Here is a 22,592-nt window from a genome sequence, read left to right on the forward strand (position 1 = left end):
CGCGCGTCAGCCGCCGTTGAAGTTGACCATGCAGTACAGCATTGCCAACGACAGCAGCGTGTTGGTGCGCGAAAAAATCATGGCGGTGGTGGCGGCCTTTGCCTTCGCAGCATCTTCCGCCGGCACCAGGCCAAGAGCCTTCTTCTGGTTCGGCCAGATGACGAACCAGACGTTGAACGCCATGATAAGGGCCAGCCACATGCCGATGCCGATCAGCCGATGTCCTGGATCAAGCGTGAGCGCCTGCACCAGATAATCGCTCCGCCAGGCGATGATGAGGCCGGTCAGCACGGTGAGCGCGGCTGCCCAGCGGAAGAAGAAGAGGGCCGATGGCGCGATATATTTCGACACACCGGGCTTCAGTTCCGCAGGTACTTTGGGCATGGTCGGGATCTGCACGAAGTTGAAATAATAGAGCAGGCCGATCCACGTAATGCCGAAGAACAGGTGCAGCCACCGCAACACGGCCTGCTCGCCCGTCGTGTTTGCTGGCACTGCGAAGATGACCACCAGCGCCAGCAGGAGCGCAGCGACTAACACAAGATGCAAATTGCCAAAGAATTTTGCCATTGATCCTTCCCCCATTTTCGGCCGCCGCTAGCGGGCTGCCCGGCCAGCGATGCTAGGTCATCGTTTCGCCACTGTCACATAGATAATCCACCCGCTTGGATGAAAATATCCTATTTTCTGCAACGCAATAAGGCTGCTAGGGCCACGGAGCCTTCCGGCCGCGCCATCGTTATGCGGCCATCTCATTCAAGAACCCGAGGAGTTTCGACATGGCCTTTGTTCTTCCCGATCTGCCCTACGCAAAGGATGCCTTCGGCGACATCCTGTCTGCCGAAACCTTCGACTATCATCATGGCAAGCACCACAACGCCTATGTCGTGAAGGCCAATGAACTGGTCGCGGCCGATCCTACCCTGCAGGGCAAGTCGCTCGTCGAACTGATCAAGACCGCGAAGGGCGGTCTGTTCAACCAGGTCGGGCAGATATGGAATCATACTTTCTATTGGCAGTCGCTTTCGCCGACCAAGACGCAACCGAGCGGCGCGTTGCTGGCCAAGATCGAAGAAGCCTTCGGATCGGTCGAGGCGCTGGTTGAAAAGCTCAAGACGGAGGCCGTCGGCCATTTCGCCAGCGGCTGGGCCGCGCTGATCCTCAAGGACGGCAAGCTGGAAGTCACCAGCTATCATGATGCGGACACGCCGGTCGCGCATGATGGTCACCTGCCCTTGCTGATCGTCGATGTATGGGAACATGCCTATTATATCGACTATCGCAACGCCCGTCCCAATTATGCCGACCGCATCCTCAAGGACGCGCTCAACTGGGATTTCGCCGCGCTGAACCTCGATGGCCAGGGCGCAAGCCGGGCTGACCAGACGGTCTGATGCGGGTCGCCGTCCGTCGTTGCATCGCCCGGCGGACGGTATTCCCACTGATAGGTCTCGCAATGCTTTGTTAACCCGGATGTGACCAGACTCTTGGCAGGGTCGCAAAAGGAAAACAAAGATGGATGTCGATGAACTGCGCAGGCAGCATCAGCAGTTGAGCCTGCTTTCCCGACAGCTACTTCAAGCTGTTGAGGACAGCCAGATCCAGCAGAGCGTAGGCGCCATCCGATGGCAGCTCGCTCGCCAGCTCATGTCTCACCTCGCTCTGGAGGACCGGATATTCTATCCAGCCGTGCAGCGATCGGCGGACGAGCAGGCCCGCACGATGGCGCAGCGGCTCCAGTCCGAGATGGGCATGCTCGCGCAGAACTTCTCCGCTTACATGCAGCGATGGAATGACGATCAGATCGCTCGTTTCTGGCCGGATTTCTGCTCCGAGACGCGCGACGTCCTGACGATGCTCAAGGCTCGAATGGAGCAGGAGGAACGGCTGCTCTACCCCATAGCCGAGGCCGCACATCGCCAAGCGATGGCGATGAGCAAGTCGGCGTAGTTGCGGCAGGCCTGGCTTGCGCAGAGTAACCCCGCACCCGCCGGGCCCACATCGGTGAACAATCCTCAGGATTGAGAGGACAGGCAGCCGGACGCCGCTTGCGACCGCGAATCCTGGGCCGTAAGTCCCAGCTCCTGCGCCAAGCGCTCCAAATCGGCATCCGGGCGCACCAACAGCCAGTCTCTCGCATCGGCCCCGTTCACCACCGTCACCGCACCGCGCGGGCACACGCCAAGGCAATTAACCTCTACAATCCCCGCCGCAGCCTGTCGGCCCTTCTTGAAGGAAAGATGCCGACGCAGCGCCTTGGCCAAGCGCTCGTCGCCATTACGACCGAAACCGCCATCCAGCCGCTTGGAACATTTGCGACAGATCAGGATCGCCGACTGCCAGTTGGACCGGACATGGTCCTTCAATCGGCAGCCTCGCGCGGGCGCCAGCTGCGCCGCTCCTCTGCGGCGCGCAGCACTTCATAGGCGGCTTGAATCGTGTGGAAGCGGACGGCCGCGTCGGCATCGCCCGGCCTTACGTCGGGATGATTTTCCTTGGCCAGCCGACGCCAGCTCTTCTTTATCGCCTCGAAATCGGCGTCGTCCTCCAGCTCGAGCGCCTGCAGGGCGTGAAGCTCGTCCCGGGACCTGCTGCCATCGCCCGGCCCGCCCCAGCCATGATAGGCGCTGCTTTGATAACCGCTCGCGTCCCGGCGTTCAGTGCGCTCACGCTGTTCCCGCTCCTCCTGGTCCAGACCCTGAAAATAGTCCCAGTTGCGATTATATTCGGCCGCATGGTCGGAACAGAAATACCAGCGTTCGCGACTATTGGGCGACTTGGGCGCGGGGCACTCGCCGGCGCGGTCGCAGCCATGGCGATCACACAGCCGCACCTGCTGTGCGTCACGCGTCGAACCATAGCCACGCCAGCGGGGAAAGCCCCAGTCATTTGATCGGCTGCTTCGTGCCATCGGTCCAAGTTAGGCAAGCCGCCGGCGATGCGCCACCCCGGCGAGCGATGAAATTGTTGTTCTTCAATCCCTCTCCTCCAGTTGAGGGGGAAAGATATGATGCCAGAGGGCCTGTAAGCCGGGTTCTGTCCACCCCGTTGCCGGGGATGGGCGACCATTCCTCTAGGGGGCGGATTGCTCCGTCCCTCAAGCAACCAACCCGGGCGGTCTCGGCCGAAACTGGCCTAGCAGACAAGCTGCGCGCCGCCCCTATTCGGTCTTGCTCCCGGTGGGGTTTACCGTGCCGCCGCCGTTACCGGAGACGCGGTGCGCTCTTACCACACCCTTTCAATTTCGCTGAGCCTAGGCCCTAGCGACCTGCTTTCTGTTGCACTGTCCCTTGGATCGCTCCAGCCGGCCATTAGCCGGCACCGTTGTTTCGTGGAGCCCGGACTTTCCTCGCCATGGCAGTTACCCGCCACGCCGCGGCCGCCCAGCCCTCTGGCACGGGCGTCTATACATATGCCCGAGGCCCGCGTCACCCTGCTTATTCGTCGCCCCTGGGCTTGGGCAGCAACAGCGCAAGCAGGATCGCGCGACATTCGCCGTCAATGATACCGTCGATCAGTTCAGGGCGGAAGCGCCGCTGGAACGCGACCACCGCAGCCTGCGGCTCGGCAATGTCATAGCCGAATCGCTCCAGCGCCAGCAGGAAGGCGCTGTCGCTCCATAGCGGGTCCATGAGATTCTTGGTTGGACGCGGCAGAGCGAGACGCAGTCGCGCCAGCTGGCCCCAAGGAAATAGCTCGCCTGGATCCTGCTTGCGGGCGGGCGCCACGTCGCTGTGCCCGACGATGTTGCCACGCGTGATACGATGCCGCTGCACGATGTCATGCATAAGCGGTATGAGAGCCCCCATCTGAGCATCAGTGAAGGGGCGATAGCCCCATTCATGCCCCGGGTTGACGATTTCTATGCCAATACTCGCGGAATTGACGTCGTCGATGCCGCGCCAGTGCGACCGTCCGGCATGCCAGGCCCGTTTGCCTTCTTCGACCATGCGGACGATCTGCCCGTCCTCGCCCACCACATAATGCGCTGACACCTTGGATTCCCGGCTGGCCATCCAGCGTATAGCGCTCGCAGCGTCGGGCATGCCGGTATAGTGCAGCACCAACATGGACACCGGCAGCTTGCGATCGTCGAAATTGGGCGACGGCGTATCGATTATGGGAATGTCGGTCATTGGGAACAGCCAGTCACCACCCTTATACCTTCGCCGCTATCGCACCAGGTTGCGACAGACATCCGGGCGAAGAATGGCCGAGAGCGGCGCTGTTATCAAGCGCGCCACGCCGCGACCGTCAGATAGCGCGGCGGATTGGCTCGTGCTCGCGGGATGATGCGGTACGGCGCCGCCCGTATCCGCCCCGGAATTCGGGGTGCGGGACGAAGTCCTCACTATGCCCGATTACCGTTTCACCAGCGCCCAGCAGCAGCACGGACCCCTCATGACTGTGACGCGAAAGCAAGCGGAAGACGTTCTGCCGTCGTTCCTGCGTGAAATAGAGGAGGACGTTCCGGCACAGCAGCAGGTCATATTCTCCGGCTGGCGCGCGGGGATCGAAAAGATTGTCGGTGCGGAAATCGATCATCCGCCGCAATTCCGGACTGGCGTGCCATTCATCGCGCACGGGTTCGAACCATTTGATGAGGTCGCCCACGCCCAAGCCGCGCTGCACGTCCATCTGCGAAAAAACGCCCGCGCGCGCCCGCTCGATGGCGGCAGTCGAAATGTCGGTCGCCAGGAACTCTATCCGCCAGTTCCGCCAGCGGGCCATGTCATTGCGCAACTGAACGGCGATGGAATAAGCCTCCTGCCCCGTCGAACACCCTGCGCTCCAGATGCGCAGCACCCGTTCTCGCCGCGCCGCCGCCTGGAAGGAGGGCAAGATCTGGCGGTGGATCATGTCGAAGATTTGGAGATCACGGAAGAAACTGCTTTCATTATTGAGCAGCGCGTTGACCACCGCGTTTTCCAACGTTGGATCGCACTTCCTGAGCAACCTTGATGCCAGTTCATCCATGTCCGACATGTCGTAGGCCCGCATCACCGGCTTCAATGCCGTTTCCATGCGCCACGACCGACTTTCGGACAGGATCTGCCCGGTGCGCGCCTCCAGCAGGGCAGAAAAGACGCGGGCCGCTCCGGGTGATGATGGTTCGCTTGAATGGATCAATGCCTCAACCTCTGCTCTTCCCGCGCCGCGCGACGAATTCCATGATAGCGTAAGGCTCCAACAAGGCGCAGCTCAGCCCCGCTCCGGCGACTGACCCCGGCATACCCCAGACCACGCTGCTGGCTTCATTCTGCGCGACGATCCAGCCGCCAGCGGCAACGATCTCGCGCGCGCCCATCGTGCCGTCCCGCCCCATGCCCGTCAGCACGATGCCCGCCGCACCTTTTCCATAGGCTTCGGCCATGCTCGCGAACATCGGGTCGACGCCGGGCAGGTTACCCGCTGGGGTGCGCTGATCGTCCAGCATGATCATCACTCGACCATGCAAACTCCGCCGGACCAGCAGATTGGCGTCGCCAGGCGCCACATAGACGACGTCGGGAGCCAACATTTCACCTTGCTCAGCGACCTTGACCCGCAGGCTGGTCATGCGGGCCAGTTGCTGCGCGAAATAGCAGGTGAAGCTCACCGGCAGGTGCTGCGTCAGCAGGATCGGAACGCCCAGCGGCTCGGTGAGGCCGGCAAAGAGCTGCCCGAGCGCATGAATCCCCCCGGTCGACGCCCCGACGCCCAGGCAGGCGAGCGGCGCCTGGGGGCGGTTGGGGTTGACGGCGATCACCGGGGCTTCGTTACTGGACGCCGTTTCCCGCCCGCCGAACAGGCGCGAGAGGCGGTCGATCAGGGATCGTGGAAACTGCTCGCCAAAACTCCCGCTTCCAGGCTTGGCCAATATGTCACTCGCGCCCAGCGCCAGCGCCTCGACAGCCGCAGCGCTCCCTTCACCGCAATTGCCCGACAGGATGACGATCTTGCCGCGCGGATTGGCGCGCAGCAGCGCTGGGAGCGCGGCGAGCCCGCTCTGTCCGGGCAGCTCGATATCCAGCAGGATCAAGTCGACCCCATGCTCGGCCAGATAGCCCAGCGCATGTTCAGCGCTGCCGGTCTTGTGGACGACCGAAAAGCCCGGATCGGCGTTCAATATCCGTTCGATGACAGTGCGCACCACGACCGAATCATCGACGACCATGGTGCGGACCGTAAGCCGTCCGTCCTGCTGGGCGATGGTCGGGGAAACGAGGGTCATCAACGGGCCTTCAGTGAATCAAATGTTCAGAGTGTCGGGCTGGACCTGATCAGATCACGCCGACGATCGTCAGCTTGCTCTCGAGCGTTTCCCGGTCGAACGGCTTCATCACATATTCGTCGGCACCGGCTTCGACCGCCGCCTTGATATGGCTGATCCCGTTTTCAGTAGTGCAAAAGATGATCTTGGGACGCGCGCTGACCTTGGCCGTGGCCAGCGCCTGCAGAAATTCCATCCCGCTCATCACCGGCATGTTCCAGTCAAGCAGCACGACATCGGGTGCCGACGCCTCGCACTGGGTCAGCGCGTCCTGGCCATCGACCGCTTCACTCACCGAAAGATCCAGCGATTCCAGTATGTGGCGCGCGACTTTGCGAATGACTTTGGAATCATCAACTACCAGGCAATTTTTCATGAAGCGTCCCTTGCGTTTTGCGTCCCGGCAAACAGGCTTAGCGGACAAAGCCGATCAATTAGTAAACGACGGGCGGCTCTTATGCGGCCTGAGGAAGCGCACCGATGTCTACGAAACTAGCGAGCGAAACCAGAAGATGAGGCTGGCCGTCATGTTCCACGATGCCCCGCGCATAGGGCGCCCATGCCTGATCCAGCTGGCCCCGCAGCGGTAGTTCGCCTTCGGGCACTTGGCAGATATCATGGACAGCGTCGACCATCAGGCCATAGCTGTGGCCGCTAATGTCAGCGATGATGGCAAAACAGCGGTCGGCATGGGTTGTTGACTCCCGGCGGATCAGCGCGGGCACGTCGATGATCGTGAGCACGCGGCTGCGCAGCGCCGACAGGCCCGCGACATGGGGCGCCATGCCCGGCACGTGGGAAATGTCTGCAAGCTTCACCACCGCCTCGACCTCCTGGGTGGAGACAGCGACCCGGGTGCCGGCCAGCGTTGCAAGAAGATAAAGCTGGTCCATGGGCTGCCTCCTTATCAGCGGGTGCCGGAAATGGCTGCCATCAGGGCGTCCTGATCGTAGCGATAGATGCTGCCATCCTGCGGCCCCGCCGGTCTTGGCGAAGCGCGCAGCTGAACGACGCGGCAACCCAGCATCCCGGCCGCATCGCTGACATCGGTTGTCGAGCTGAGCACCACGTCGGCGGGATCGACGGCGCCGTCCGAAGGCAGGCCGATGACAACCTCATGCCCAGCTTGTCGCAGCAGCGGCGCCAATATATCGCGGGTCCACCCGTCCCCAATGTCGGCCAGGACGCAACGGCTTCGCGAGTGTTCGGGGATAGCGCCTTCGACGAGCGCGGCGAACAGGGCGAAGGGGTTGATGACCTCCAGATGTTCGCCCTCGATTACGGCAACGCCGCTCAACACGCCGTGCATCGCCACCAGATCGGGCACGACCGGCATGTCCACGATGTCAATAACGGCCGCGACCGGATAGCAGACCTCGCGCAGCCCGTCGCGCAGGCGCAGGGTGGAGACGCTCGCGCCGTCAAAGCTTTGGACGCTGTTGGCGACCGGCATCAACCGTCCCTCCAGTCTCACGAAGGGCCGGCCGCTCGATCGCCCGAAAAGAGAGGCGTCGACATCCTCGACCCGCTCAACCAGGGACAGCTGGATCAGCCGCCGCTCGCCGGTCAACTCCTCGAAGCGCAGCGCTGGCACCATCTCCACGCCGCTGACGCCCTGCTGCTCATTCTCCGCCAATCGCGACGAGCTGTCATCCGCGATGTTGGGCAACTGCGCCGCCTGGGCCAGGCCGGCTGCATCCAACAGCAGCATGGGCTTGCCATTGTCTGGCAGGGTCATGCCGGCATAGACGCCCGTCGCCATGATCAGCGGAGAAGCGGGACGGATAACCAGTTCCTCATGATTTTCAACCGCCGCCACGCCCATCGCATAGGGAACGCCTGTCGCGGAGCGCACGATCATGATCGCGCGCGGCCCTGGCTGCTCCGCCTTCGTCATTCCCAACACATCTTCCAGGTCGATCATCGAATGACGAATCGAGCGGATCGTCGCGATCTTCGCGCCGCCGACCTCGGCGATTCGCAATGTCTCGTTATTGTCGTGCAGGATCTCGACGACTGCGGCGCGCGGGATCGCGAAGTGCAGCCCCCCGGCTCTTATGATCAGACCCGGTATGATCGTCAGGGTCAGCGGCACGCGCAGCATGATCCGCAAGCCCGCGCCGGGTCGATTGTCGAGAGCTATGATTCCGCCGATCCGCTCCACATTCGCGCGCACGACGTCCATCCCGACGCCCCGCCCTGAAATGGCCGTGATCTGGCTCGCGGTCGAAAGCCCCGGCTGGAAGATCAGCTCAAGCCTCTCGGCCTCGGTCATGCGGCTAGCGGCTTCACGTGTTAGCTTGCCTGCCGCAACAGCCTTTTCGACCAGCCGCCCGGTGTCGATCCCCTGCCCGTCGTCGCTGATCTCTATGACAATCTGATTGCCGGACTGCCGCGCCTCGACCTTGAGAGTGCCGGCTTCGGGCTTGCCCAGCGCGCGACGGCGGTCTGGCGTTTCGATGCCATGATCGATGCTGTTGCGGACGATGTGGGTCAAGGGGTCGACCACCATCTCCACCATCTCGCGGTCCATCTCGACATCGCCACCGTCCAGATGGAGGTCGATGCGCTTCCCAAGATCGCGACCCAGATCGCGCACCATGCGCGGGATGGCCGTGAACAGGCGGTCGACGCGCTGCATCCGGGTCTTAGAAATTGCGTCGCGCATGTCGGCAACACAGGTCGATAGCCGTTCAAACGCGCTTTCCAGCTCGGGATCAACGCCGCGCTCGCGCAACTTTCGTGACAGTTCGTTGCGCGCCAGCACCATGTCAGACACGCCATTCATCATCTGGTCTATCAGCGACAAGGGCAGGCGGATGCTGCGGGGCACTGCCTGGGCGCCACCCTGCCGGACATTTTGGGCCGGCGCCTCAAGCGACGGGTTCTCTCCTTGTGCCGGCTGCTCATCAGGTCGCGCAGTCAGCGCAGCGATCAAATGTTCGTCATTCTCGCTCGGTAGGGCCGCGCCGATCGACACCGCTTCGGCCAGTTCGGCGATCCGATCCATGATGCCCAGAACGCCGCTGACCGTCGCGGGATCAGCAGACCGCTTGCCCGCGCGGATGTCGGACAGCACGTCCTCGGCGGCGTGGCTCAGCCGTTCGAAACGGGGTAGGTTGAGGAAGCCGCAACTGCCTTTCACCGTGTGGAAGAAGCGGAATATGGCGTCCAGCCGGTCGCGGTCCGTGGGGTCGGCTTCCCAGGCGACGACCTCTCCGGCCAGCGCCTCCAGCGTCTCCTGCGTTTCCGCTATGAATTCCTGAAGTAGTTCGTCCATTCCCCACGCCTTCACGGATCCGCGCGAGAGGGCAACATGAGGATGCGTGGTTAAAGGGCCGTTAAAGACGGTGGCGCCGCAGCAAAAAGGGCGCCGCGACGATATGTCGCGGCGCCCCTGATCGGCAGAATTGGGAGAAAGCTTAGTGCTTCTCTTTTTCCTCGACCTTGTCAGCAGCCTTCTCGCCAGCTTCACGGGTAGCATCCGCTTTGTTCTCCAGCTTGTCAGCTGCGTTTTCAGCGGCATTTTCAGCATTGCCCGACAGGTTATCGGCCATTGCTTCCATATTAGCAGCCTGATTGTCGATTGCGTCCGCCTTGTTCTCGTATGCGTTCTCGACCGCATTCTCCTTCTTGGAATCGCACGCACCGAGCGCGATCAAGCTGGCCAGGCCGAGGACTGATACAATGGTTTTCACGGCGTTTTCTCCTGTTGCGCCCCCAAGGGCTGACGTCAGTCGGCACGGGTCCTCGGCCGCGCCCTGCGCCCGGAACCCTGACGCCCATCAACTGGTCGCACAATGGATGGTTCCCGCCGCACGCTTTTTTCGTCGCAGAAACGATTATTTTTTCAGGCTATCCCTAATCTCGCGCAGCAGCGCGATATTTTCAGGCGTTGCCGCCGGCTCCTCCGGGGGCTTGGCCGTCATCCGGTTTACGAGCTTCACGATCAGAAAGATGATGAAGGCGAGGATCAAGAAATTGACCAGTACGGTCAAAAATTGCCCCCACCCCAACATGGCGACGCCTGCGGCCTTAAGATCGGCATAGCTGTGAGGATTGCCCTTGAACCCGGCAGGAATGTCCCCCAGCTGGATGAAGTAGCGTGAAAAATCGGCGCCCCCCAAAATATAGCCGACTACCGGCATGATGATGTCGTCGGTCAACGACTTGGTGATGGTGGCAAAGGCGCCGCCGATGATCACGCCGACGGCCAGGTCAATGACATTGCCGCGATTGATGAATGCCTTGAATTCGGAAATCAGACCCATGGTGAACCCTTCGCCCCGATTGAAGTTGAACATAGAATGGGCCGTTGCGCGCCTGTCCACAACCGCCTATTTCCGATGCCGTAACAAAGCCGAGGTTGGTCCATGACGATCCTGCGCCGTTTTTCCCCTGTATTCATCCTGCCCCTGTTCTTCGCCCTTACCCTTTCTGCATGCGGCATCAACAGCGTGCCGGCGGCCGAGGAAGTCGCGAAGGCCAAATGGGCCGATGTCCAGGCGCAATATCAGCGCCGCGCCAACCTGATCGGCAATCTGGTCGCGACCGTTAAGGCGGCGGGCAAGCAGGAACAGGCCACGTTGACCGCCGTGACCGAGGCGCGCGCCAAGGCGACCTCCGTCCAGGTCAACGCCGCAGACCTTTCCGACCCAGCCAAGGTGCAGCAGTTCCAACAGGCGCAAGCGCAGTTGAGCCAAGGGCTTGGCCGGCTGCTGGCCTCGGTCGAAGCCTATCCCGACCTAAAGACCAACCAGAATTTCCTCGACCTGCAATCCCAGCTGGAAGGGACCGAGAACCGGATAGCCGTCGCCATCCGCGACTATAATGAGGCGGTGCGCGCCTATAATACCCGCATACGCACGTTCCCGGACGCGATCGGCGCGAAGATTATCCATGGCGCCAAGCCGATGACGCCGTTCCAGGCGACGACGCCCGGGGCAGAGGAGGCGCCGAAGGTCGACTTCGGCAACTGAGAGCGATGCTGCGTCGCCTGCTCCTGATCGTAGCCCTGCTGGTCCTGATGCCAGCGGGCGCCGCGGTTCTTGGACATGCGCCGCCCGCGCAGGCACAGACCTTTCCCAAGCTGACCGGCCGCGTGGTCGACGACGCCTCTTTGCTCTCCCCAGAGCAGGAGCAGGCGCTGACCGGCAAACTGGCGGCGCTAGAGCAGGAGAGCGGACGACAGCTCGTGGTCGTCACCCTGCCTAATCTCCAAGGCTATGACATCGCCGATTATGGCTACTGGCTGCTGCGCGCCTGGGGCATCGGCAGCAAGGAACGCAACGACGGCGCGCTGTTGATCGTGGCGCCAAGTGAGCGAAAGATACGAGTCGAAGTCGGCTACGGCCTTGAAGGAACGCTGACCGACGCACTCTCTTCCCAGATTATCCGCAACGCCATTGCCCCTCGCTTCAGGGCAGGCGACCTGGCCGGCGGTATCGACGCCGGCACTGACGCGTTGGTAACGATCCTGAAACTGCCGCCCGATCAGGCGCACGCGCGCGCGCTGGCGGCGGAACGGGAGCAGCGGCAGACGTCGGATAATGGCAGTCGCGTGATGCTGATCTTCTGGGGCGCAATCGCACTCTTCGTGATCGTGCCGATGATCTTCGGTCGTCGCGGCGGCCGGCGCTATCGCGGCGGCGGTCCGGTCATCATCTGGGGGCCGGGAAGCGGTCCTGGATGGGGGTCAGGTAGCGGCTGGGGCGGCGGTGGCGGTGACTGGGGCGGAGGCGGCTTTTCCGGCGGCGGCGGAAGTGGCGGCGGCGGCGGCGCATCGGGAAGTTGGTGATGCGCCCGCGATTCAGCGACGCCGACCATCAGCGCATTTCGGACGCGGTGGCACAGGCAGAAGCGGCGACAGATGGCGAGATCGTCACCATTGTTGCGCGCCGATCAGACGCCTATCATGATGCGGGGTTGCATTGGGCCATAGGGGCCGTTTTCGTGGCGTTGTCGATCGCCGCGGCTTTCCCCCAGAAATTTCGGGCGCTTTGCACCTGGCTGCTGCAGAGTTGGGAGCATGAGGTCGAGGATTGGAAGCTGCTGACGATTCTTCTGGGCCTGCTCATCCTTAAATTCCTGGTCGTACGCTATGCTCTCGCATGGATGCCGTTGCGCCTCGCGCTGACGCCCGAAAGCACCAAGGCGCGCCGGGTGCGGCGGCGAGCTATCACCTTGTTTCGCGCCGTAGCCCAGGGACGCACGCGGGCGAAAACCGGGGTTCTCATCTACCTCTCGCTCGACGAGCATCGCGCGGAGATTGTCGCCGATGCGTCGATCAACGCCAAAGTCCACGGTGAAACATGGGGCGACGCCATGGCCAGCTTGATCGAGGGGGTCAAACGCGGCCAAGCTGTCGACGGCATGGTGGAGGCGGTACGGCAGGTAGGGGCCGTACTGGCCAGCCATTTTCCCAACACTGGCGACAATCCCAATGAACTGCCCGACAGGTTGATAGAATTATGATCGAAGAGGATATGGCCGGGGATGAGGAAATCATGTGGGCCGGCCGCTTCATTACCGCCAAGCGGCGGGGGCGGTGGGAATATGTCGGCCGCTCGGGCGGCATCCACGCCGCCGTCATCCTTGCGATCGACGAGGATGAAGACGGAACGCGCCACGTACTGCTGGTCGACCAGTTCCGCGTGCCTCTGGGACGCCGTTGTATCGAATTGCCCGCCGGGCTGGTCGGTGACGAAAAAGAAAATGAGGAAGCGGCCGGCGCCGCCGCACGCGAGCTTGAGGAGGAGACCGGCTATCGGGCTGGCCGGATGGAGATGGTGGGGGAATTTTATAGTTCCCCGGGCATGGTGTCTGAAAGCTTCTTGCTATTCCGCGCGCATGATCTGGTCAGGACGGGCGAAGGCGGCGGCGTGGGCGAGGAGGATATCAAGGTTCATCGCGTACGGCTTGACGACCTTGCGGATCAGGTCGCCGCATGGCGCGCGGATGGCTTTGCCGTCGATGTGAAGCTTCTCCTTCTTCTGGGCGCGGGGATTGCCGCCTAGGGCGAGTGGTGCACCCCCGCACCGAAGGAAGAAGAACATTCGCGCGGCGCCGCTACCCGACGAAACGGCTCATGCTCATGTCACCTTGTACCAAGCCGCGATGCGATCAAGCGCGAGCGTCAACACCAGCTTGCCGGCCCGGCTGGGCCAGCCAAGCGCACGTTCGGCCGCTACCAGCCCCTCGCCCGCGCAGGCGACCCGCCACAATATGTCCCCCAAGCCAGGGCCGGCAGCAGCGATTGCGGCATGAAAGCGGTCGCGCGCGGCCAACTGCGCCGCCGTCGGATCGGCCGGGCCACCTCCCACGCTCCGGCTGCCCCGAGGCGCCGCCGCATCCCATCGCATCGTCACCTGCGGCCCAAGGCCTGCTTTCTCCCAATCGGCGCGCAGCTGTTCGCCCGCCCGATAATGGCGGTCGGACAAATGGCCGCGCGAATGCAGCCAAGCGATCGGCGATTCGCCCACATTCACCGCCAGGGTCTGAATACGACCTGCCGGATCTTCGATCTTCTGTTCCACATAGGCCATGCGCATTCGCCACCTCCTACTTTGCTTGACATGGGCCTTGCCACGAACGCCGCTTTGTAGGAAAGATTAAAAACCAAATAGGTAAAGATGTATCGGCTATGATCACCCGTATTCGTGAAGTCCGAAAAGCAAAGGGACTGACGCTAGAACAGGTCGGGGCACGCTGTCAGCCACCAACCACGGCGCAAACGATCGGCCGGCTTGAAACGGGAACGCGAACCGTATCGGTGAACTGGCTGAACCGCATCGCCAAGGCGCTCGGCGTAGACTCTTCAGATCTGGTCGCATTACCTGGGCAGCGAGTGGTCCCAGTCGCCGCCCTGCTGGGCCCAGACGGTGCACGTGCACCGACCAGGCCCCTGTCCTTCCCGCCGCCAGCGCCGCTGGATGCCATGGTGGGCGTGCAGGTGTCCGCCAGCATCGGTGATTACCGCAGCGGTGATGAAATCTGGTGCCGACGAATCGCGCCCGACGAATTTGCCAGCGCGATCAACCGCGACATGCTGCTGCCACGGCATGCGGGACGCTTTCTTTTCGGCCGGCTGATCGGGCGCGAGGGAGACCGGCTGCACATTCTGCCATTGGGCAGTGGCAGTCGGCAACAGATCATCACCGACCCACCATGGGGCGCGGTCGCGGTTCAATTGGTAAGACAATTATAGCCAGCCCCGCATTTCGTCCCTAACCCTCGATTAACCGCGATGCTGTAGGAAGGCGCCATGACGCTGAATGTCCTGACATTATCGACCCTGTTTCCCGACATGAGCCGGCCGAACTTCGGCGTGTTTGTCGAACGACAGGCCCGGGAGCTCGCTAGCCGGCCTGGCGTAAAGGTAACAGTTGTGGCGCCTCTAGGCATTCCCATCTGGCCGTTCGGCGCCTCCGGCCAGCACGCCGCCCTGCGCGCGCTGGCGTACAAGGAACGGTGGAAGGACCTCACTGTCTATCGTCCGACCTTCGCTACCATCCCCAAGATCGGCGCCCGCCTCAACGTCGGGAACATGACGCGAGCGATCCTTCCGCTGGTCAGCCGTCTGCACGGGGAACAACCCTTCGACGTCATCGACGCCAGCTTCTTTTTTCCTGACGGGCCGGTCGCGCGGAGCCTGTCACAGGCGCTCAACATCCCCTATTCGGTCAAGGCGCGCGGTGCCGACATTCATTATTGGGGCAATCGGCGCGACACGCGCCCGCTGGTCAAGCGCGCGGCGGACGATGCCGACGGGCTGCTCGCTGTATCGGCTGCAATGCGCCGCTCCATGGCCCGGATGGGCATGGACAGCGACAAGATCCGCGTTCATTACACCGGCGTCGACCTGGACCGCTTCGAACTCGCCGACCGCGCTGCCGCCAAGGACGTGCTGGGCTTCGAGGGTCCTGTGGTGCTGTGCGTCGGCGCGCTCGTTCCGCGCAAGGGGCAAGACCTGCTGGTCGAGGCGCTCCCCCGCCTTCCCGGCATCACCTTGCTGTTTGCCGGACAGGGGCAACATCGCCGCGCGCTTGAAAAGCAGGCGGAAGAACTTGGCGTGGACCGACGCATCGGCTTTCTGGGATCCGTGCCGCATGACCGATTGCCGCGCATCTATGCCGCCGCCGACGTGATGGCGCTCCCCTCCTCGTCAGAAGGCCTCGCCAATGCCTGGGTAGAATCGCTCGCCTGCGGAACGCCGGTCGTCATCACGGATGTCGGCGGCGCGCGCGAGCTGGTGGACCGGCCGGAGGCCGGCCGCATCGTCGAGCGCGCCCCCGATGCAATTGCCGCCGCGATCGGCGAACTCCTTACCCACCCGCCCGAGCGGGAAGCGGTTCGGGATGCCGCGCTGCGCTTTACCTGGGAAGCAAATGGCGACACGCTGCTGCACCATCTGCGCGGCATCGCGCGTAACCGGCTGGGTTAGCGGAACGCGCCCTTATCGCTGGCAGGCGACGATGGCGTCGATCACCGCAAGCGTCTCCTGCGGATCTCGCACACGCACGGTATCAAGTCCCAGTTGCTTGGCCGGATAGTCATTGCCGCCGGGGAAGATCGCGTCGCCGATGAACAACATCCCCTCAAGCGCAATGCCGCTCGCGTCGCGGAGTTTCCTGAGGCCATAAGCCTTGTCCACGCCTTCCCGCGTAATGTCGATGGACGTCGCGCCCCCCATGTTGATCGACATGCCGGGAAGCCGCTGGCGCAGGTCAGCCTGGATGATCCGGCGCTTGGCGAAATCGGGGTCCCAGACTTCCTTGGCGTGGACGGGCGCCTGCTGGCCCAGGGCGGAAAAGGTGATCTGGCTGCCGCGATCCTCGATCCGCTCTCCCCAGGTTTCTTCCGGAACGAATCCGGTCGCCTCGAGCGCCTCGTCGAAGGCCGCCAAAATCCGGGCCTTCTGCGCCTCGTCGAACAGCTCGGCATAGACGGATGACCAGCCATGCTCACCATGGATGTAGAGCTTGGTGCCGGTGGTCGGCATCAACCAGAGACGGGACAGGTCGGCACGCGCGGGCAGTCGGCTCGCAACCTGTTTGTCGAATTGGGGCCAATCGCCTCCTGAAATGACCGCGACATGAGCGACCGAAAGCAGTTCAGCGATCGCCTCACCCATCGCTTCGCCCACGGGCTGCTTGCTTTCGGCCAGCGTGCCGTCGAGGTCGAAGGCGATCAAGTCTTTCATGAGCCAGCTCCAGATTTTAGAGTGATCGCAGTTAGCATCAAAATATCGATCGGCAAATGCGCGCGGAAGGTGAATAGACCGATACCACGCAAGCCCCGAAGGAAGCTCCACAAACCCTGTTATATGAGAAAAGCGACAACTGGATTTTCCTGGGTCGGGGGAAAAGTTCCGAAGGTCTTGGCTGGAACATCAGCCACGTAGGTACTCAGCGGACAATGTCATAAAACGTCTGATCTTCCCCTCTAACGTCCGTACTCGGCTCAGCCAGGAGGTCGGCGGTGCCGATCCGCCGCCCAGTCGCGCGACCATGACTTCCGGGCCGCATGGCAGGCGCGTAACCGGGTCCAGATAACGGGGATAGAGAATGAGGGCCCCGGCGACTAGCTGATCGATCGTCAACGACCGCCCTCGCCGTGGATTGATCGGCGCCATGTCGCGCGTCAGACCCCAGCCTGCAAAGAACGGCATGCCATGTACCGTCACCGGCCGACGGCGCAGCAGCGCCTCGAACCCGGTCAACGAAGAGAGCACATGCACTTCGTCGACCACCTGGACCAGCGTCATCAGCGGCGCGCCCGAATCTACGACATCGGCATGCTCCAATATCGTTGCCTCGCTCAAATGCCCCCGGCGCAATCCTGCTTGCACATCAGGGTGCGGCCGATAGATGATGTGCGCGTCCGGCTCAGCGCTGCGGACGCGCCTTAGTAGGTCCAGATTGCCTGTCACCCCGGCGCCGCCCTGCTGTACCGAAAGATCGTCCTCCACCTGACCCACCACCAGCACCAGGCGCCGGCCCGTCGGCAGGTCCGGCATCTGCCCCGCTTCCAGTCCATATTTGGTGACGCCGCTCGTAGAGATCGCCGCCCGCAACCGCCGCGCACGATCGATCAACCCGGGCGCAAAGTCATGGGTTGCGAGCAGCGTTTCCAGGTCGCTGGGTGAACGTGCATCATAATAGATGCCGGACCTGTCGACCACGATCGAACCCGGCGGGGTCAGCGCAGCTCCCAATCCTTTCGACCGCAGGAACCCGTCCTCGACTTTTGCGATCGCGACGCCTCGCTGAGCGGCGTCCTGCTCTAATGTCGTAGGCACGCGCGACGGCCAGACAGCGAGCGTTCCACCGGTCCGCTCCGCCCGGCGCAACCCCTTGGGGGGGGACAAGAAAGGTGGACATCTGCGCCCGTCCCAGAGGAAATGGCGTATCGCCTCCCGCTTCCAATAAGCCATTCCGCTCGCCGCCACGATACCGCGATTGCCATCGATATGCCGTCGCCAGTCGGCGAGCTGCTCCACCACCTCTGCCACGTCGCTTGGCAGCCCGAAGAAACAGTCGCGATAGGCAGCGGCGGCGACCACCCTGCGCGCCGCCTTCCGCAAGTTCTCCGGCGAAACCACGGCGCCGTCGGGGCCATGAACCGGCACGCCGACCATGCCGGCGACGATCGCCAGCTCATCGTCGGGCGGCGCATGAACGGAGCGCGCTTGAGCCATTAGTGACCATGGATCGACCGGTCCCGAAAGCCGCCGTCCGGGTACTCGCCCGCCAGGCAGGCCCGGCAGCACCGCAATCTGTTCGGGCACCAAGCCCTTCAGCATTTCAGGAGCGACCGACACCCCCGCGCGCACCACGCACACAACGCCGGTTAGTTGAGCGCCCCAGAACTCACCCCCGACCCGAGCCTGGACGATCTGGTCCAGCAACTGATCGGAGGGAGGCGAAGCCTGATTGCGATCAGCCGCAAGGCTGACGGCCGCAACCGAGGGAGCGATGCCGGGAAAGGGCGGCGAGCGCAGGAAAGGGCGCCCCCTCATCACAGGCTTTCCGCCGGATCGGACAAGGCAATATTCACCAGCACTTTCATGATCGCCCGAGCCCCCCGGTCAAGCGACCCGCGTCGCGGTAATCTCGCCCAGCACTTTCATGACGATATCGAAATGTCGAGGATAATCTCAACCGGCCGCTCGCCACCAGAGTGACGCCGGCTTTCGCGCTTGGCGCGCAGCGCCAGCCACGCGCTGGATGCCTTGAAGGGCTTGAGCGCCATGTCAGGCGCCCCACCCCGTGTTGATGGAATATCGCATCAGAATTGAGCGCGAATCTTTTCTGCCAACGCTTCCAACTCGGCCTGATCGGCGAAATCGCCCTGGGCATGAGCGACGAAGCCCCGCGGCTGCCCTTCCCAGCGCGGAACGATGTGGAAATGCAGGTGGAACACGGTCTGCCCCGCCGGCGCGCCATTGAACTGTGCGATATGGATGCCGTGGGGGTCTATCGCCTTTCGGGTGGCATTGGCGACCTTCTTCACTGTCGTCATCACTTGCGACAGCGCCTCATCCTCCACCTCCAGGATATTGCGCGCCTTCGACCATTTGGAAATGACGAGGCTGTGCCCCTTCGACTGAGGCTGGATATCGAGAAACGCATAGGTATGAGCGTCCTCGTACAATCGCGTCGAAGGAATCTTGCCCTGCAGGATGAGGGCGAAGACATTGCCCTCATCATAGGCGCCGTCCAGGCTCATACCGCTGACCTCAGCTTACATAATGCGAGGTGGTCTTGGCGGCGACTTCCTCCGCCGTCACACCGGGCGCGAGTTCAATCAGTCTGAACGGGTTGTCATGATCGGGCCGCTGGAAGACGCACAGGTCGGTGATGATCATGTCCACCACATTCTTGCCGGTCAGCGGGAGTGTGCAGGCGGGAATGAACTTGGGTGCGCCGTCCTTGGAGGTGTGTTCCATGACGACGATGATCTTCTTGACGCCCGCGACGAGGTCCATCGCGCCACCCATGCCCTTGATCATCTTGCCCGGGATCATCCAGTTGGCGATGTCGCCATTCTCCGCCACTTCCATGGCGCCCAGGACAGTAAGGTCGATATGGCCGCCGCGGATCATCGCAAAGCTGTCGGCGCTGGAGAAATAAACGGAGTTGGGCAGTTCGCTGATCGTCTGCTTGCCTGCGTTGATGAGGTCGGCATCCTCCTCGCCTTCATAGGGAAAGGGACCGATGCCGAGCATCCCGTTTTCCGACTGAAGAGTCACCTCGACGCCAGGCGGGATATGATTGGCCACCAGCGTCGGGATGCCAATGCCGAGATTCACGTAGAAGCCGTCCTTCAATTCCTTCGCCGCGCGCGCGGCCATTTCATCACGGGTCCAGGCCATTATACGGTCTCCCTCTGGCGCACAGTGCGGAATTCAATCTGTTTGTCATAGGGTGCGCCCACGATCATGCGCTTGACGTAGATGCCCGGCAGATGGATCGCGTCGGGATCGAGGCTGCCAACCGGCACTACTTCCTCGACCTCAGCGACGCAGACCTTCGCCGCGGCTGCCATCGGCTGATTGAAGTTGCGCGCGGTCTTGCGAAAGATCAGGTTCCCCGCTTCGTCCGCCTTCCACCCCTTGATGATGGCAAGGTCGGCCACGATACCGCGTTCCAATATATATTCCTGCCCGTCGAAGACCTTGACTTCCTTGCCCTCGGCAACGGCAGTGCCTACGCCGGTACGGGTATAGAAGCCGGGGATGCCGGCCCCACCGGCGCGGCAACGTTCGGCAAGTGTGCCCTGGGGGCAGAATTCCACCTCCAGTTCACCCGACAGGAACTGCCGCTCGAACTCCTTGTTCTCACCGACATAGCTCGCGATCATTTTCTTGATCTGGCGCGCACGCAGCAGCTTGCCCAGCCCGACATTATCGATACCGCAATTGTTCGACGCGACGGTAAGGTCCTTGGTGCCTTTTTCGAGGACGGCGTCGATCAGCCGCTCTGGAATGCCGCACAGCCCAAAGCCACCCGAACAGATGTGCATTCCATCGAAGAGGAGACCCTCCAGCGCAGACGCTGCATCGGGGTAGAGCTTCTTCACCATCGACCATCCTCCTTGACCTGACTCGGCCGAATAGGAGGAAGCAGGCGAGAGGTCAATTTGCCGCGCGCACGAAACAGATCTTCATTCCGCTTGTGCGCGCCCCTAATAAGCGCGGCGGCCGTAGCCAACGGCGCTCAGATCAACCCTGCCAACGGGCTGGAAGGGTCGGCATACATGCGCTTGCCCATGCGCCCGGCGCGATAGGCCATTCGGCCGGCTTCCACGCCCGCCTTCATCGCCGCAGCCATCAGCACCGGGTCCTTCGCCTCGGCGATCGCCGTGTTCATCAGGACGCCCGTGCAGCCCAGTTCCATCGCTTGCGCCGCTTCCGACGCCGTGCCCACGCCCGCATCGACCAGTACGGGCAGCTTTGTGCCCTCAACGATAAGTCGGATTGTCACCTTGTTCTGTATGCCAAGGCCGGATCCGATTGGCGCACCTAGCGGCATGATTGCGACGGCGCCGGCATCTTCCAATCGTTTGGCGGCGATCGGATCGTCGACACAATAGACCATCGGCTTGAAGCCTTCGCTGGCCAGGACCTCGGTCGCGCGCAGCGTTTCCACCATGTCTGGATAGAGCGTGCGGGCTTCGCCCAGTACTTCAAGCTTCACAAGTTCCCACCCGCCGGCCTCGCGCGCGAGGCGCAGCGTGCGGATCGCCTCTTCGCCGGTAAAGCAGCCGGCGGTATTGGGCAGATAGGTGATCTTCTTCGGGTCGATGAAATCGGTCAGCATCGGCGCCTTGGGATCAGACACATTGACGCGCCGCACCGCCACGGTGACGATCTCCGCCCCTGACGCCGCGACCGCCGCTGCATTCTGCTCGAAATTCTTGTACTTGCCCGTGCCGACGATCAGCCGCGAGTGGAAGGTCCTGTCCGCCACCGTCCAGCTGTCCTCATCGACCGTGGCAACATCGCCGCCGCCGACAAAATGGACAATCTCCAACTCGTCGCCGTCCTCGACGCAGATCTGGCCCAGCGTAGAGCGCGGCACCACCTCCAGATTTCGTTCCACAGCGACCTTCTCGGGCGCGAAGCCCAATTCACTCGCCAGCTCCGCGATGGTCAGGCCGGCACGAACGCGGCGATGCTCGCCATTGATGTGGATCGAAACGGTTCCGTCGACGTGCAATGCTCTGTCCTGTCTTCAATCGAAAGAACGTGTCTCGACTTGGCGCGACACGAAAGGCTAATGATCACCGCGCATATAGGGGCGACGGGGCCCCTGTCGCAACTATAAGGGGCAAGCGTCATGGCCGATCCGCGCAAAATCTACGTGCTGAACGGGCCCAACCTCAACATGTTGGGCACGCGCGAGCCGGAAATCTACGGCTATGACACGCTGGACGACATCGCCGAGCGAATGGAGGACGCCGCAGAGCGAGCGCATGTCGAGATCGATTTCCGTCAGTCCAATCATGAAGGCCATCTCATTGACTGGCTGCAGGAAGCGCATGGAGAAGGCGCCCATGCCGTCATCCTCAATCCCGGCGGACTGACGCACACTTCGATCGCGCTGCACGACGCGATCAAGGGGATCAGCCTGCCGGTGATCGAAGTGCATCTCTCCAACCCGCACGCACGCGAGCCGTTCCGCCACAAAAGCTATGTCGGCATGGCCGCACGGGGCACGATCGCCGGGTTTGGCGCACTGTCCTACATGCTGGCGCTGGAAGCGGCACTCGAACTGTAGCTCGACGCTCAAAAGTTGCGCTCCGGCTCAAATCAGCATAGGCGCGGGCTGGATAAACGACATTCACCGTCCAGGGACTGAAAATGAACGACAAGGCTGAAAAGGGCGCAATGCAGGTCGACGTGCAGTTGGTGCGGGATTTGGCCGCGCTGCTCGACGACACCAACCTGACGGAAATCGAGGTCGAGGACGGCGATCGCAAGATCCGCGTCGCTCGGAAGGCCGGCGCCGCCGTGGCCTATGCCCCCACCCCGTTGGCAGCATCCCCCGTTGCCGCTGCCGCTCCTATCGCGCCCCCCGCTGCCGAGACGACCTCCGTCGCCGCCAATGCCGTCCGCTCACCGATCGTCGGCACCGCATACCTGGCCGCAGAACCGGGCGCCGCGCCTTTCGCGCCGGTGGGTGCGACCGTCAAGGCAGGCGACACCGTGCTGATCGTCGAAGCGATGAAAGTCATGAACGCCATCACCGCGCCCAATGCAGGCACGGTCAAGGCCGTGCTGGTCGATAATGGCCAGCCGGTCGAATATGACCAGCCGCTGATCGTCATCGAATAA

29 protein-coding genes and 1 other RNA gene are annotated in these 22,592 nt (G+C 62.6%); 10 read left to right on the forward strand and 20 right to left on the reverse strand.

Annotated features, from left to right (window positions below):
• Positions 1-6: 6 nt before the first annotated feature.
• Positions 7-570, reverse strand: coding sequence for a urate hydroxylase PuuD (locus AAC640_RS02635; protein WP_340264522.1), 564 nt, complete (start codon positions 568-570; stop codon positions 7-9).
• Between the two features lie 209 nt (positions 571-779).
• Here AAC640_RS02635 and AAC640_RS02640 point away from each other — a divergent pair, with 209 nt between their 5' ends.
• The gene (locus AAC640_RS02640; RefSeq protein ID WP_340264523.1) at positions 780-1,394 is read left to right on the forward strand and encodes a superoxide dismutase; all 615 of its coding nucleotides are present in this window, start codon (positions 780-782) and stop codon (positions 1,392-1,394) included.
• A 121-nt stretch (positions 1,395-1,515) separates the two neighbouring features.
• On the forward strand, positions 1,516-1,950 hold the full coding sequence (locus AAC640_RS02645) for a hemerythrin domain-containing protein (RefSeq protein ID WP_340264524.1): 435 nt from the start codon (positions 1,516-1,518) through the stop codon (positions 1,948-1,950).
• A 65-nt stretch (positions 1,951-2,015) separates the two neighbouring features.
• On the opposite strand, the gene AAC640_RS02650 is transcribed toward AAC640_RS02645, so the two are convergent.
• The 11 genes from AAC640_RS02650 to mscL form a co-directional block, all read right to left on the reverse strand.
• A complete protein-coding gene (locus tag AAC640_RS02650; protein WP_340264525.1) occupies positions 2,016-2,366 on the reverse strand; it encodes a (2Fe-2S) ferredoxin domain-containing protein in 351 nt (116 codons plus the stop codon).
• Positions 2,363-2,911 (reverse strand): J domain-containing protein, encoded by a 549-nt coding sequence (locus AAC640_RS02655; RefSeq protein WP_340264526.1) that lies wholly within the window; start codon positions 2,909-2,911, stop codon positions 2,363-2,365. Before AAC640_RS02655 ends, AAC640_RS02650 begins: the two co-directional genes overlap by 4 nt.
• A 98-nt stretch (positions 2,912-3,009) precedes the next feature.
• Positions 3,010-3,395: RNase P RNA component class A (gene rnpB / locus AAC640_RS02660), an RNA gene on the reverse strand.
• A 42-nt stretch (positions 3,396-3,437) separates the two neighbouring features.
• Complete coding sequence (locus AAC640_RS02665) at positions 3,438-4,136, reverse strand: N-acetylmuramoyl-L-alanine amidase (protein ID WP_340264527.1); 699 nt, start codon at positions 4,134-4,136, stop codon at positions 3,438-3,440.
• Positions 4,137-4,254: 118 nt separating this feature from the next.
• Positions 4,255-5,130, reverse strand: coding sequence for a CheR family methyltransferase (locus AAC640_RS02670; RefSeq protein ID WP_340264528.1), 876 nt, complete (start codon positions 5,128-5,130; stop codon positions 4,255-4,257).
• Between the two features lie 4 nt (positions 5,131-5,134).
• Positions 5,135-6,214: a chemotaxis protein CheB gene (locus tag AAC640_RS02675; RefSeq protein ID WP_340264529.1), complete on the reverse strand. Its 1,080-nt coding sequence runs from the start codon at positions 6,212-6,214 to the stop codon at positions 5,135-5,137.
• Between the two features lie 49 nt (positions 6,215-6,263).
• Positions 6,264-6,629 (reverse strand): response regulator, encoded by a 366-nt coding sequence (locus tag AAC640_RS02680; protein WP_340264530.1) that lies wholly within the window; start codon positions 6,627-6,629, stop codon positions 6,264-6,266.
• A 79-nt stretch (positions 6,630-6,708) separates the two neighbouring features.
• Positions 6,709-7,146 (reverse strand): chemotaxis protein CheW, encoded by a 438-nt coding sequence (locus tag AAC640_RS02685; protein ID WP_340264531.1) that lies wholly within the window; start codon positions 7,144-7,146, stop codon positions 6,709-6,711.
• A 14-nt stretch (positions 7,147-7,160) separates the two neighbouring features.
• A complete protein-coding gene (locus AAC640_RS02690; protein WP_340264532.1) occupies positions 7,161-9,533 on the reverse strand; it encodes a chemotaxis protein CheA in 2,373 nt (790 codons plus the stop codon).
• Positions 9,534-9,675: 142 nt separating this feature from the next.
• Positions 9,676-9,951: a hypothetical protein gene (locus AAC640_RS02695; RefSeq protein ID WP_340264533.1), complete on the reverse strand. Its 276-nt coding sequence runs from the start codon at positions 9,949-9,951 to the stop codon at positions 9,676-9,678.
• Between the two features lie 144 nt (positions 9,952-10,095).
• Positions 10,096-10,524 (reverse strand): large conductance mechanosensitive channel protein MscL, encoded by a 429-nt coding sequence (mscL, locus tag AAC640_RS02700; RefSeq protein WP_340264877.1) that lies wholly within the window; start codon positions 10,522-10,524, stop codon positions 10,096-10,098.
• Positions 10,525-10,626: 102 nt separating this feature from the next.
• Here mscL and AAC640_RS02705 point away from each other — a divergent pair, with 102 nt between their 5' ends.
• Genes AAC640_RS02705 through AAC640_RS02720 form a run of 4 tightly spaced genes read left to right on the forward strand, consistent with a single transcriptional unit; the run spans position 10,627 to position 13,269 of the window.
• Entirely contained in the window at positions 10,627-11,232 is a 606-nt protein-coding gene (locus AAC640_RS02705) for a LemA family protein (RefSeq protein ID WP_340264534.1), read from the forward strand.
• Between the two features lie 5 nt (positions 11,233-11,237).
• Complete coding sequence (locus AAC640_RS02710) at positions 11,238-12,050, forward strand: TPM domain-containing protein (RefSeq protein ID WP_340264535.1); 813 nt, start codon at positions 11,238-11,240, stop codon at positions 12,048-12,050.
• On the forward strand, positions 12,050-12,727 hold the full coding sequence (locus tag AAC640_RS02715) for a TPM domain-containing protein (protein WP_340264536.1): 678 nt from the start codon (positions 12,050-12,052) through the stop codon (positions 12,725-12,727). The genes AAC640_RS02710 and AAC640_RS02715 overlap by 1 nt, the downstream gene beginning before the upstream one ends.
• Complete coding sequence (locus AAC640_RS02720) at positions 12,724-13,269, forward strand: NUDIX hydrolase (RefSeq protein ID WP_340264537.1); 546 nt, start codon at positions 12,724-12,726, stop codon at positions 13,267-13,269. The genes AAC640_RS02715 and AAC640_RS02720 overlap by 4 nt, the downstream gene beginning before the upstream one ends.
• Positions 13,270-13,344: 75 nt before the next feature.
• On the opposite strand, the gene AAC640_RS02725 is transcribed toward AAC640_RS02720, so the two are convergent.
• Entirely contained in the window at positions 13,345-13,803 is a 459-nt protein-coding gene (locus tag AAC640_RS02725; RefSeq protein WP_340264538.1) for a DUF6456 domain-containing protein, read from the reverse strand.
• A gap of 92 nt (positions 13,804-13,895) precedes the next feature.
• Here AAC640_RS02725 and AAC640_RS02730 point away from each other — a divergent pair, with 92 nt between their 5' ends.
• Both AAC640_RS02730 and AAC640_RS02735 read left to right on the forward strand, forming a co-directional pair.
• The gene (locus tag AAC640_RS02730) at positions 13,896-14,459 is read left to right on the forward strand and encodes a helix-turn-helix domain-containing protein (RefSeq protein WP_340264539.1); all 564 of its coding nucleotides are present in this window, start codon (positions 13,896-13,898) and stop codon (positions 14,457-14,459) included.
• A 57-nt stretch (positions 14,460-14,516) separates the two neighbouring features.
• Positions 14,517-15,695, forward strand: a complete 1,179-nt coding sequence (locus AAC640_RS02735) for a glycosyltransferase (protein WP_340264540.1) — start codon at positions 14,517-14,519, stop codon at positions 15,693-15,695.
• 12 nt (positions 15,696-15,707) lie between these two features.
• Here the strand turns inward: AAC640_RS02735 and AAC640_RS02740 are convergent, their stop codons facing one another.
• The 7 genes from AAC640_RS02740 to thiS form a co-directional block, all read right to left on the reverse strand.
• The gene (locus AAC640_RS02740) at positions 15,708-16,454 is read right to left on the reverse strand and encodes an HAD-IIB family hydrolase (RefSeq protein ID WP_340264541.1); all 747 of its coding nucleotides are present in this window, start codon (positions 16,452-16,454) and stop codon (positions 15,708-15,710) included.
• A gap of 189 nt (positions 16,455-16,643) precedes the next feature.
• Entirely contained in the window at positions 16,644-18,272 is a 1,629-nt protein-coding gene (locus tag AAC640_RS02745) for a capsular polysaccharide export protein, LipB/KpsS family (RefSeq protein ID WP_340264542.1), read from the reverse strand.
• 107 nt (positions 18,273-18,379) lie between these two features.
• On the reverse strand, positions 18,380-18,505 hold the full coding sequence (locus AAC640_RS02750; RefSeq protein ID WP_340264543.1) for a hypothetical protein: 126 nt from the start codon (positions 18,503-18,505) through the stop codon (positions 18,380-18,382).
• Positions 18,506-18,541: 36 nt separating this feature from the next.
• The gene (locus tag AAC640_RS02755) at positions 18,542-18,982 is read right to left on the reverse strand and encodes an HIT family protein (protein WP_340264544.1); all 441 of its coding nucleotides are present in this window, start codon (positions 18,980-18,982) and stop codon (positions 18,542-18,544) included.
• Positions 18,983-18,992: 10 nt separating this feature from the next.
• Complete coding sequence (locus AAC640_RS02760; protein ID WP_340264545.1) at positions 18,993-19,628, reverse strand: CoA transferase subunit B; 636 nt, start codon at positions 19,626-19,628, stop codon at positions 18,993-18,995.
• A complete protein-coding gene (locus AAC640_RS02765) occupies positions 19,628-20,338 on the reverse strand; it encodes a CoA transferase subunit A (RefSeq protein WP_340264546.1) in 711 nt (236 codons plus the stop codon). Before AAC640_RS02765 ends, AAC640_RS02760 begins: the two co-directional genes overlap by 1 nt.
• Positions 20,339-20,472: 134 nt before the next feature.
• On the reverse strand, positions 20,473-21,474 hold the full coding sequence (thiS, locus tag AAC640_RS02770; RefSeq protein ID WP_340264547.1) for a sulfur carrier protein ThiS: 1,002 nt from the start codon (positions 21,472-21,474) through the stop codon (positions 20,473-20,475).
• 120 nt (positions 21,475-21,594) lie between these two features.
• Here thiS and aroQ point away from each other — a divergent pair, with 120 nt between their 5' ends.
• Positions 21,595-22,035: a type II 3-dehydroquinate dehydratase gene (gene aroQ / locus AAC640_RS02775; protein ID WP_340264548.1), complete on the forward strand. Its 441-nt coding sequence runs from the start codon at positions 21,595-21,597 to the stop codon at positions 22,033-22,035.
• Positions 22,036-22,118: 83 nt separating this feature from the next.
• Complete coding sequence (gene accB, locus AAC640_RS02780; RefSeq protein ID WP_340264549.1) at positions 22,119-22,592, forward strand: acetyl-CoA carboxylase biotin carboxyl carrier protein; 474 nt, start codon at positions 22,119-22,121, stop codon at positions 22,590-22,592.

Origin of the sequence: Sphingobium mellinum (genome assembly GCF_037860795.1) — a bacterium.
Classification (GTDB): domain Bacteria; phylum Pseudomonadota; class Alphaproteobacteria; order Sphingomonadales; family Sphingomonadaceae; genus Sphingobium; species Sphingobium mellinum.

Coding starts and splice junctions, on each gene's coding strand:
- AAC640_RS02640 (WP_340264523.1), top strand. CDS start 780: ATGGCCTTTGTTCTTCCCGATCTGCCCTACGCAAAGGATGCCTTCGGC.
- AAC640_RS02635 (WP_340264522.1), bottom strand. CDS start 570: ATGGCAAAATTCTTTGGCAATTTGCATCTTGTGTTAGTCGCTGCGCTC.
- AAC640_RS02710 (WP_340264535.1), top strand. CDS start 11,238: ATGCTGCGTCGCCTGCTCCTGATCGTAGCCCTGCTGGTCCTGATGCCA.
- AAC640_RS02725 (WP_340264538.1), bottom strand. CDS start 13,803: ATGCGCATGGCCTATGTGGAACAGAAGATCGAAGATCCGGCAGGTCGT.
- AAC640_RS02705 (WP_340264534.1), top strand. CDS start 10,627: ATGACGATCCTGCGCCGTTTTTCCCCTGTATTCATCCTGCCCCTGTTC.
- accB (WP_340264549.1), top strand. CDS start 22,119: ATGAACGACAAGGCTGAAAAGGGCGCAATGCAGGTCGACGTGCAGTTG.
- AAC640_RS02740 (WP_340264541.1), bottom strand. CDS start 16,454: ATGAAAGACTTGATCGCCTTCGACCTCGACGGCACGCTGGCCGAAAGC.
- AAC640_RS02665 (WP_340264527.1), bottom strand. CDS start 4,136: ATGACCGACATTCCCATAATCGATACGCCGTCGCCCAATTTCGACGAT.
- AAC640_RS02735 (WP_340264540.1), top strand. CDS start 14,517: ATGACGCTGAATGTCCTGACATTATCGACCCTGTTTCCCGACATGAGC.
- aroQ (WP_340264548.1), top strand. CDS start 21,595: ATGGCCGATCCGCGCAAAATCTACGTGCTGAACGGGCCCAACCTCAAC.
- AAC640_RS02745 (WP_340264542.1), bottom strand. CDS start 18,272: ATGAGGGGGCGCCCTTTCCTGCGCTCGCCGCCCTTTCCCGGCATCGCT.
- mscL (WP_340264877.1), bottom strand. CDS start 10,524: ATGGGTCTGATTTCCGAATTCAAGGCATTCATCAATCGCGGCAATGTC.
- AAC640_RS02720 (WP_340264537.1), top strand. CDS start 12,724: ATGATCGAAGAGGATATGGCCGGGGATGAGGAAATCATGTGGGCCGGC.
- AAC640_RS02765 (WP_340264546.1), bottom strand. CDS start 20,338: ATGGTGAAGAAGCTCTACCCCGATGCAGCGTCTGCGCTGGAGGGTCTC.
- AAC640_RS02685 (WP_340264531.1), bottom strand. CDS start 7,146: ATGGACCAGCTTTATCTTCTTGCAACGCTGGCCGGCACCCGGGTCGCT.
- AAC640_RS02715 (WP_340264536.1), top strand. CDS start 12,050: ATGCGCCCGCGATTCAGCGACGCCGACCATCAGCGCATTTCGGACGCG.
- AAC640_RS02730 (WP_340264539.1), top strand. CDS start 13,896: ATGATCACCCGTATTCGTGAAGTCCGAAAAGCAAAGGGACTGACGCTA.
- AAC640_RS02760 (WP_340264545.1), bottom strand. CDS start 19,628: ATGGCCTGGACCCGTGATGAAATGGCCGCGCGCGCGGCGAAGGAATTG.
- AAC640_RS02690 (WP_340264532.1), bottom strand. CDS start 9,533: ATGGACGAACTACTTCAGGAATTCATAGCGGAAACGCAGGAGACGCTG.
- AAC640_RS02750 (WP_340264543.1), bottom strand. CDS start 18,505: ATGGCGCTCAAGCCCTTCAAGGCATCCAGCGCGTGGCTGGCGCTGCGC.
- AAC640_RS02755 (WP_340264544.1), bottom strand. CDS start 18,982: ATGAGCCTGGACGGCGCCTATGATGAGGGCAATGTCTTCGCCCTCATC.
- AAC640_RS02680 (WP_340264530.1), bottom strand. CDS start 6,629: ATGAAAAATTGCCTGGTAGTTGATGATTCCAAAGTCATTCGCAAAGTC.
- AAC640_RS02645 (WP_340264524.1), top strand. CDS start 1,516: ATGGATGTCGATGAACTGCGCAGGCAGCATCAGCAGTTGAGCCTGCTT.
- AAC640_RS02655 (WP_340264526.1), bottom strand. CDS start 2,911: ATGGCACGAAGCAGCCGATCAAATGACTGGGGCTTTCCCCGCTGGCGT.
- AAC640_RS02675 (WP_340264529.1), bottom strand. CDS start 6,214: ATGACCCTCGTTTCCCCGACCATCGCCCAGCAGGACGGACGGCTTACG.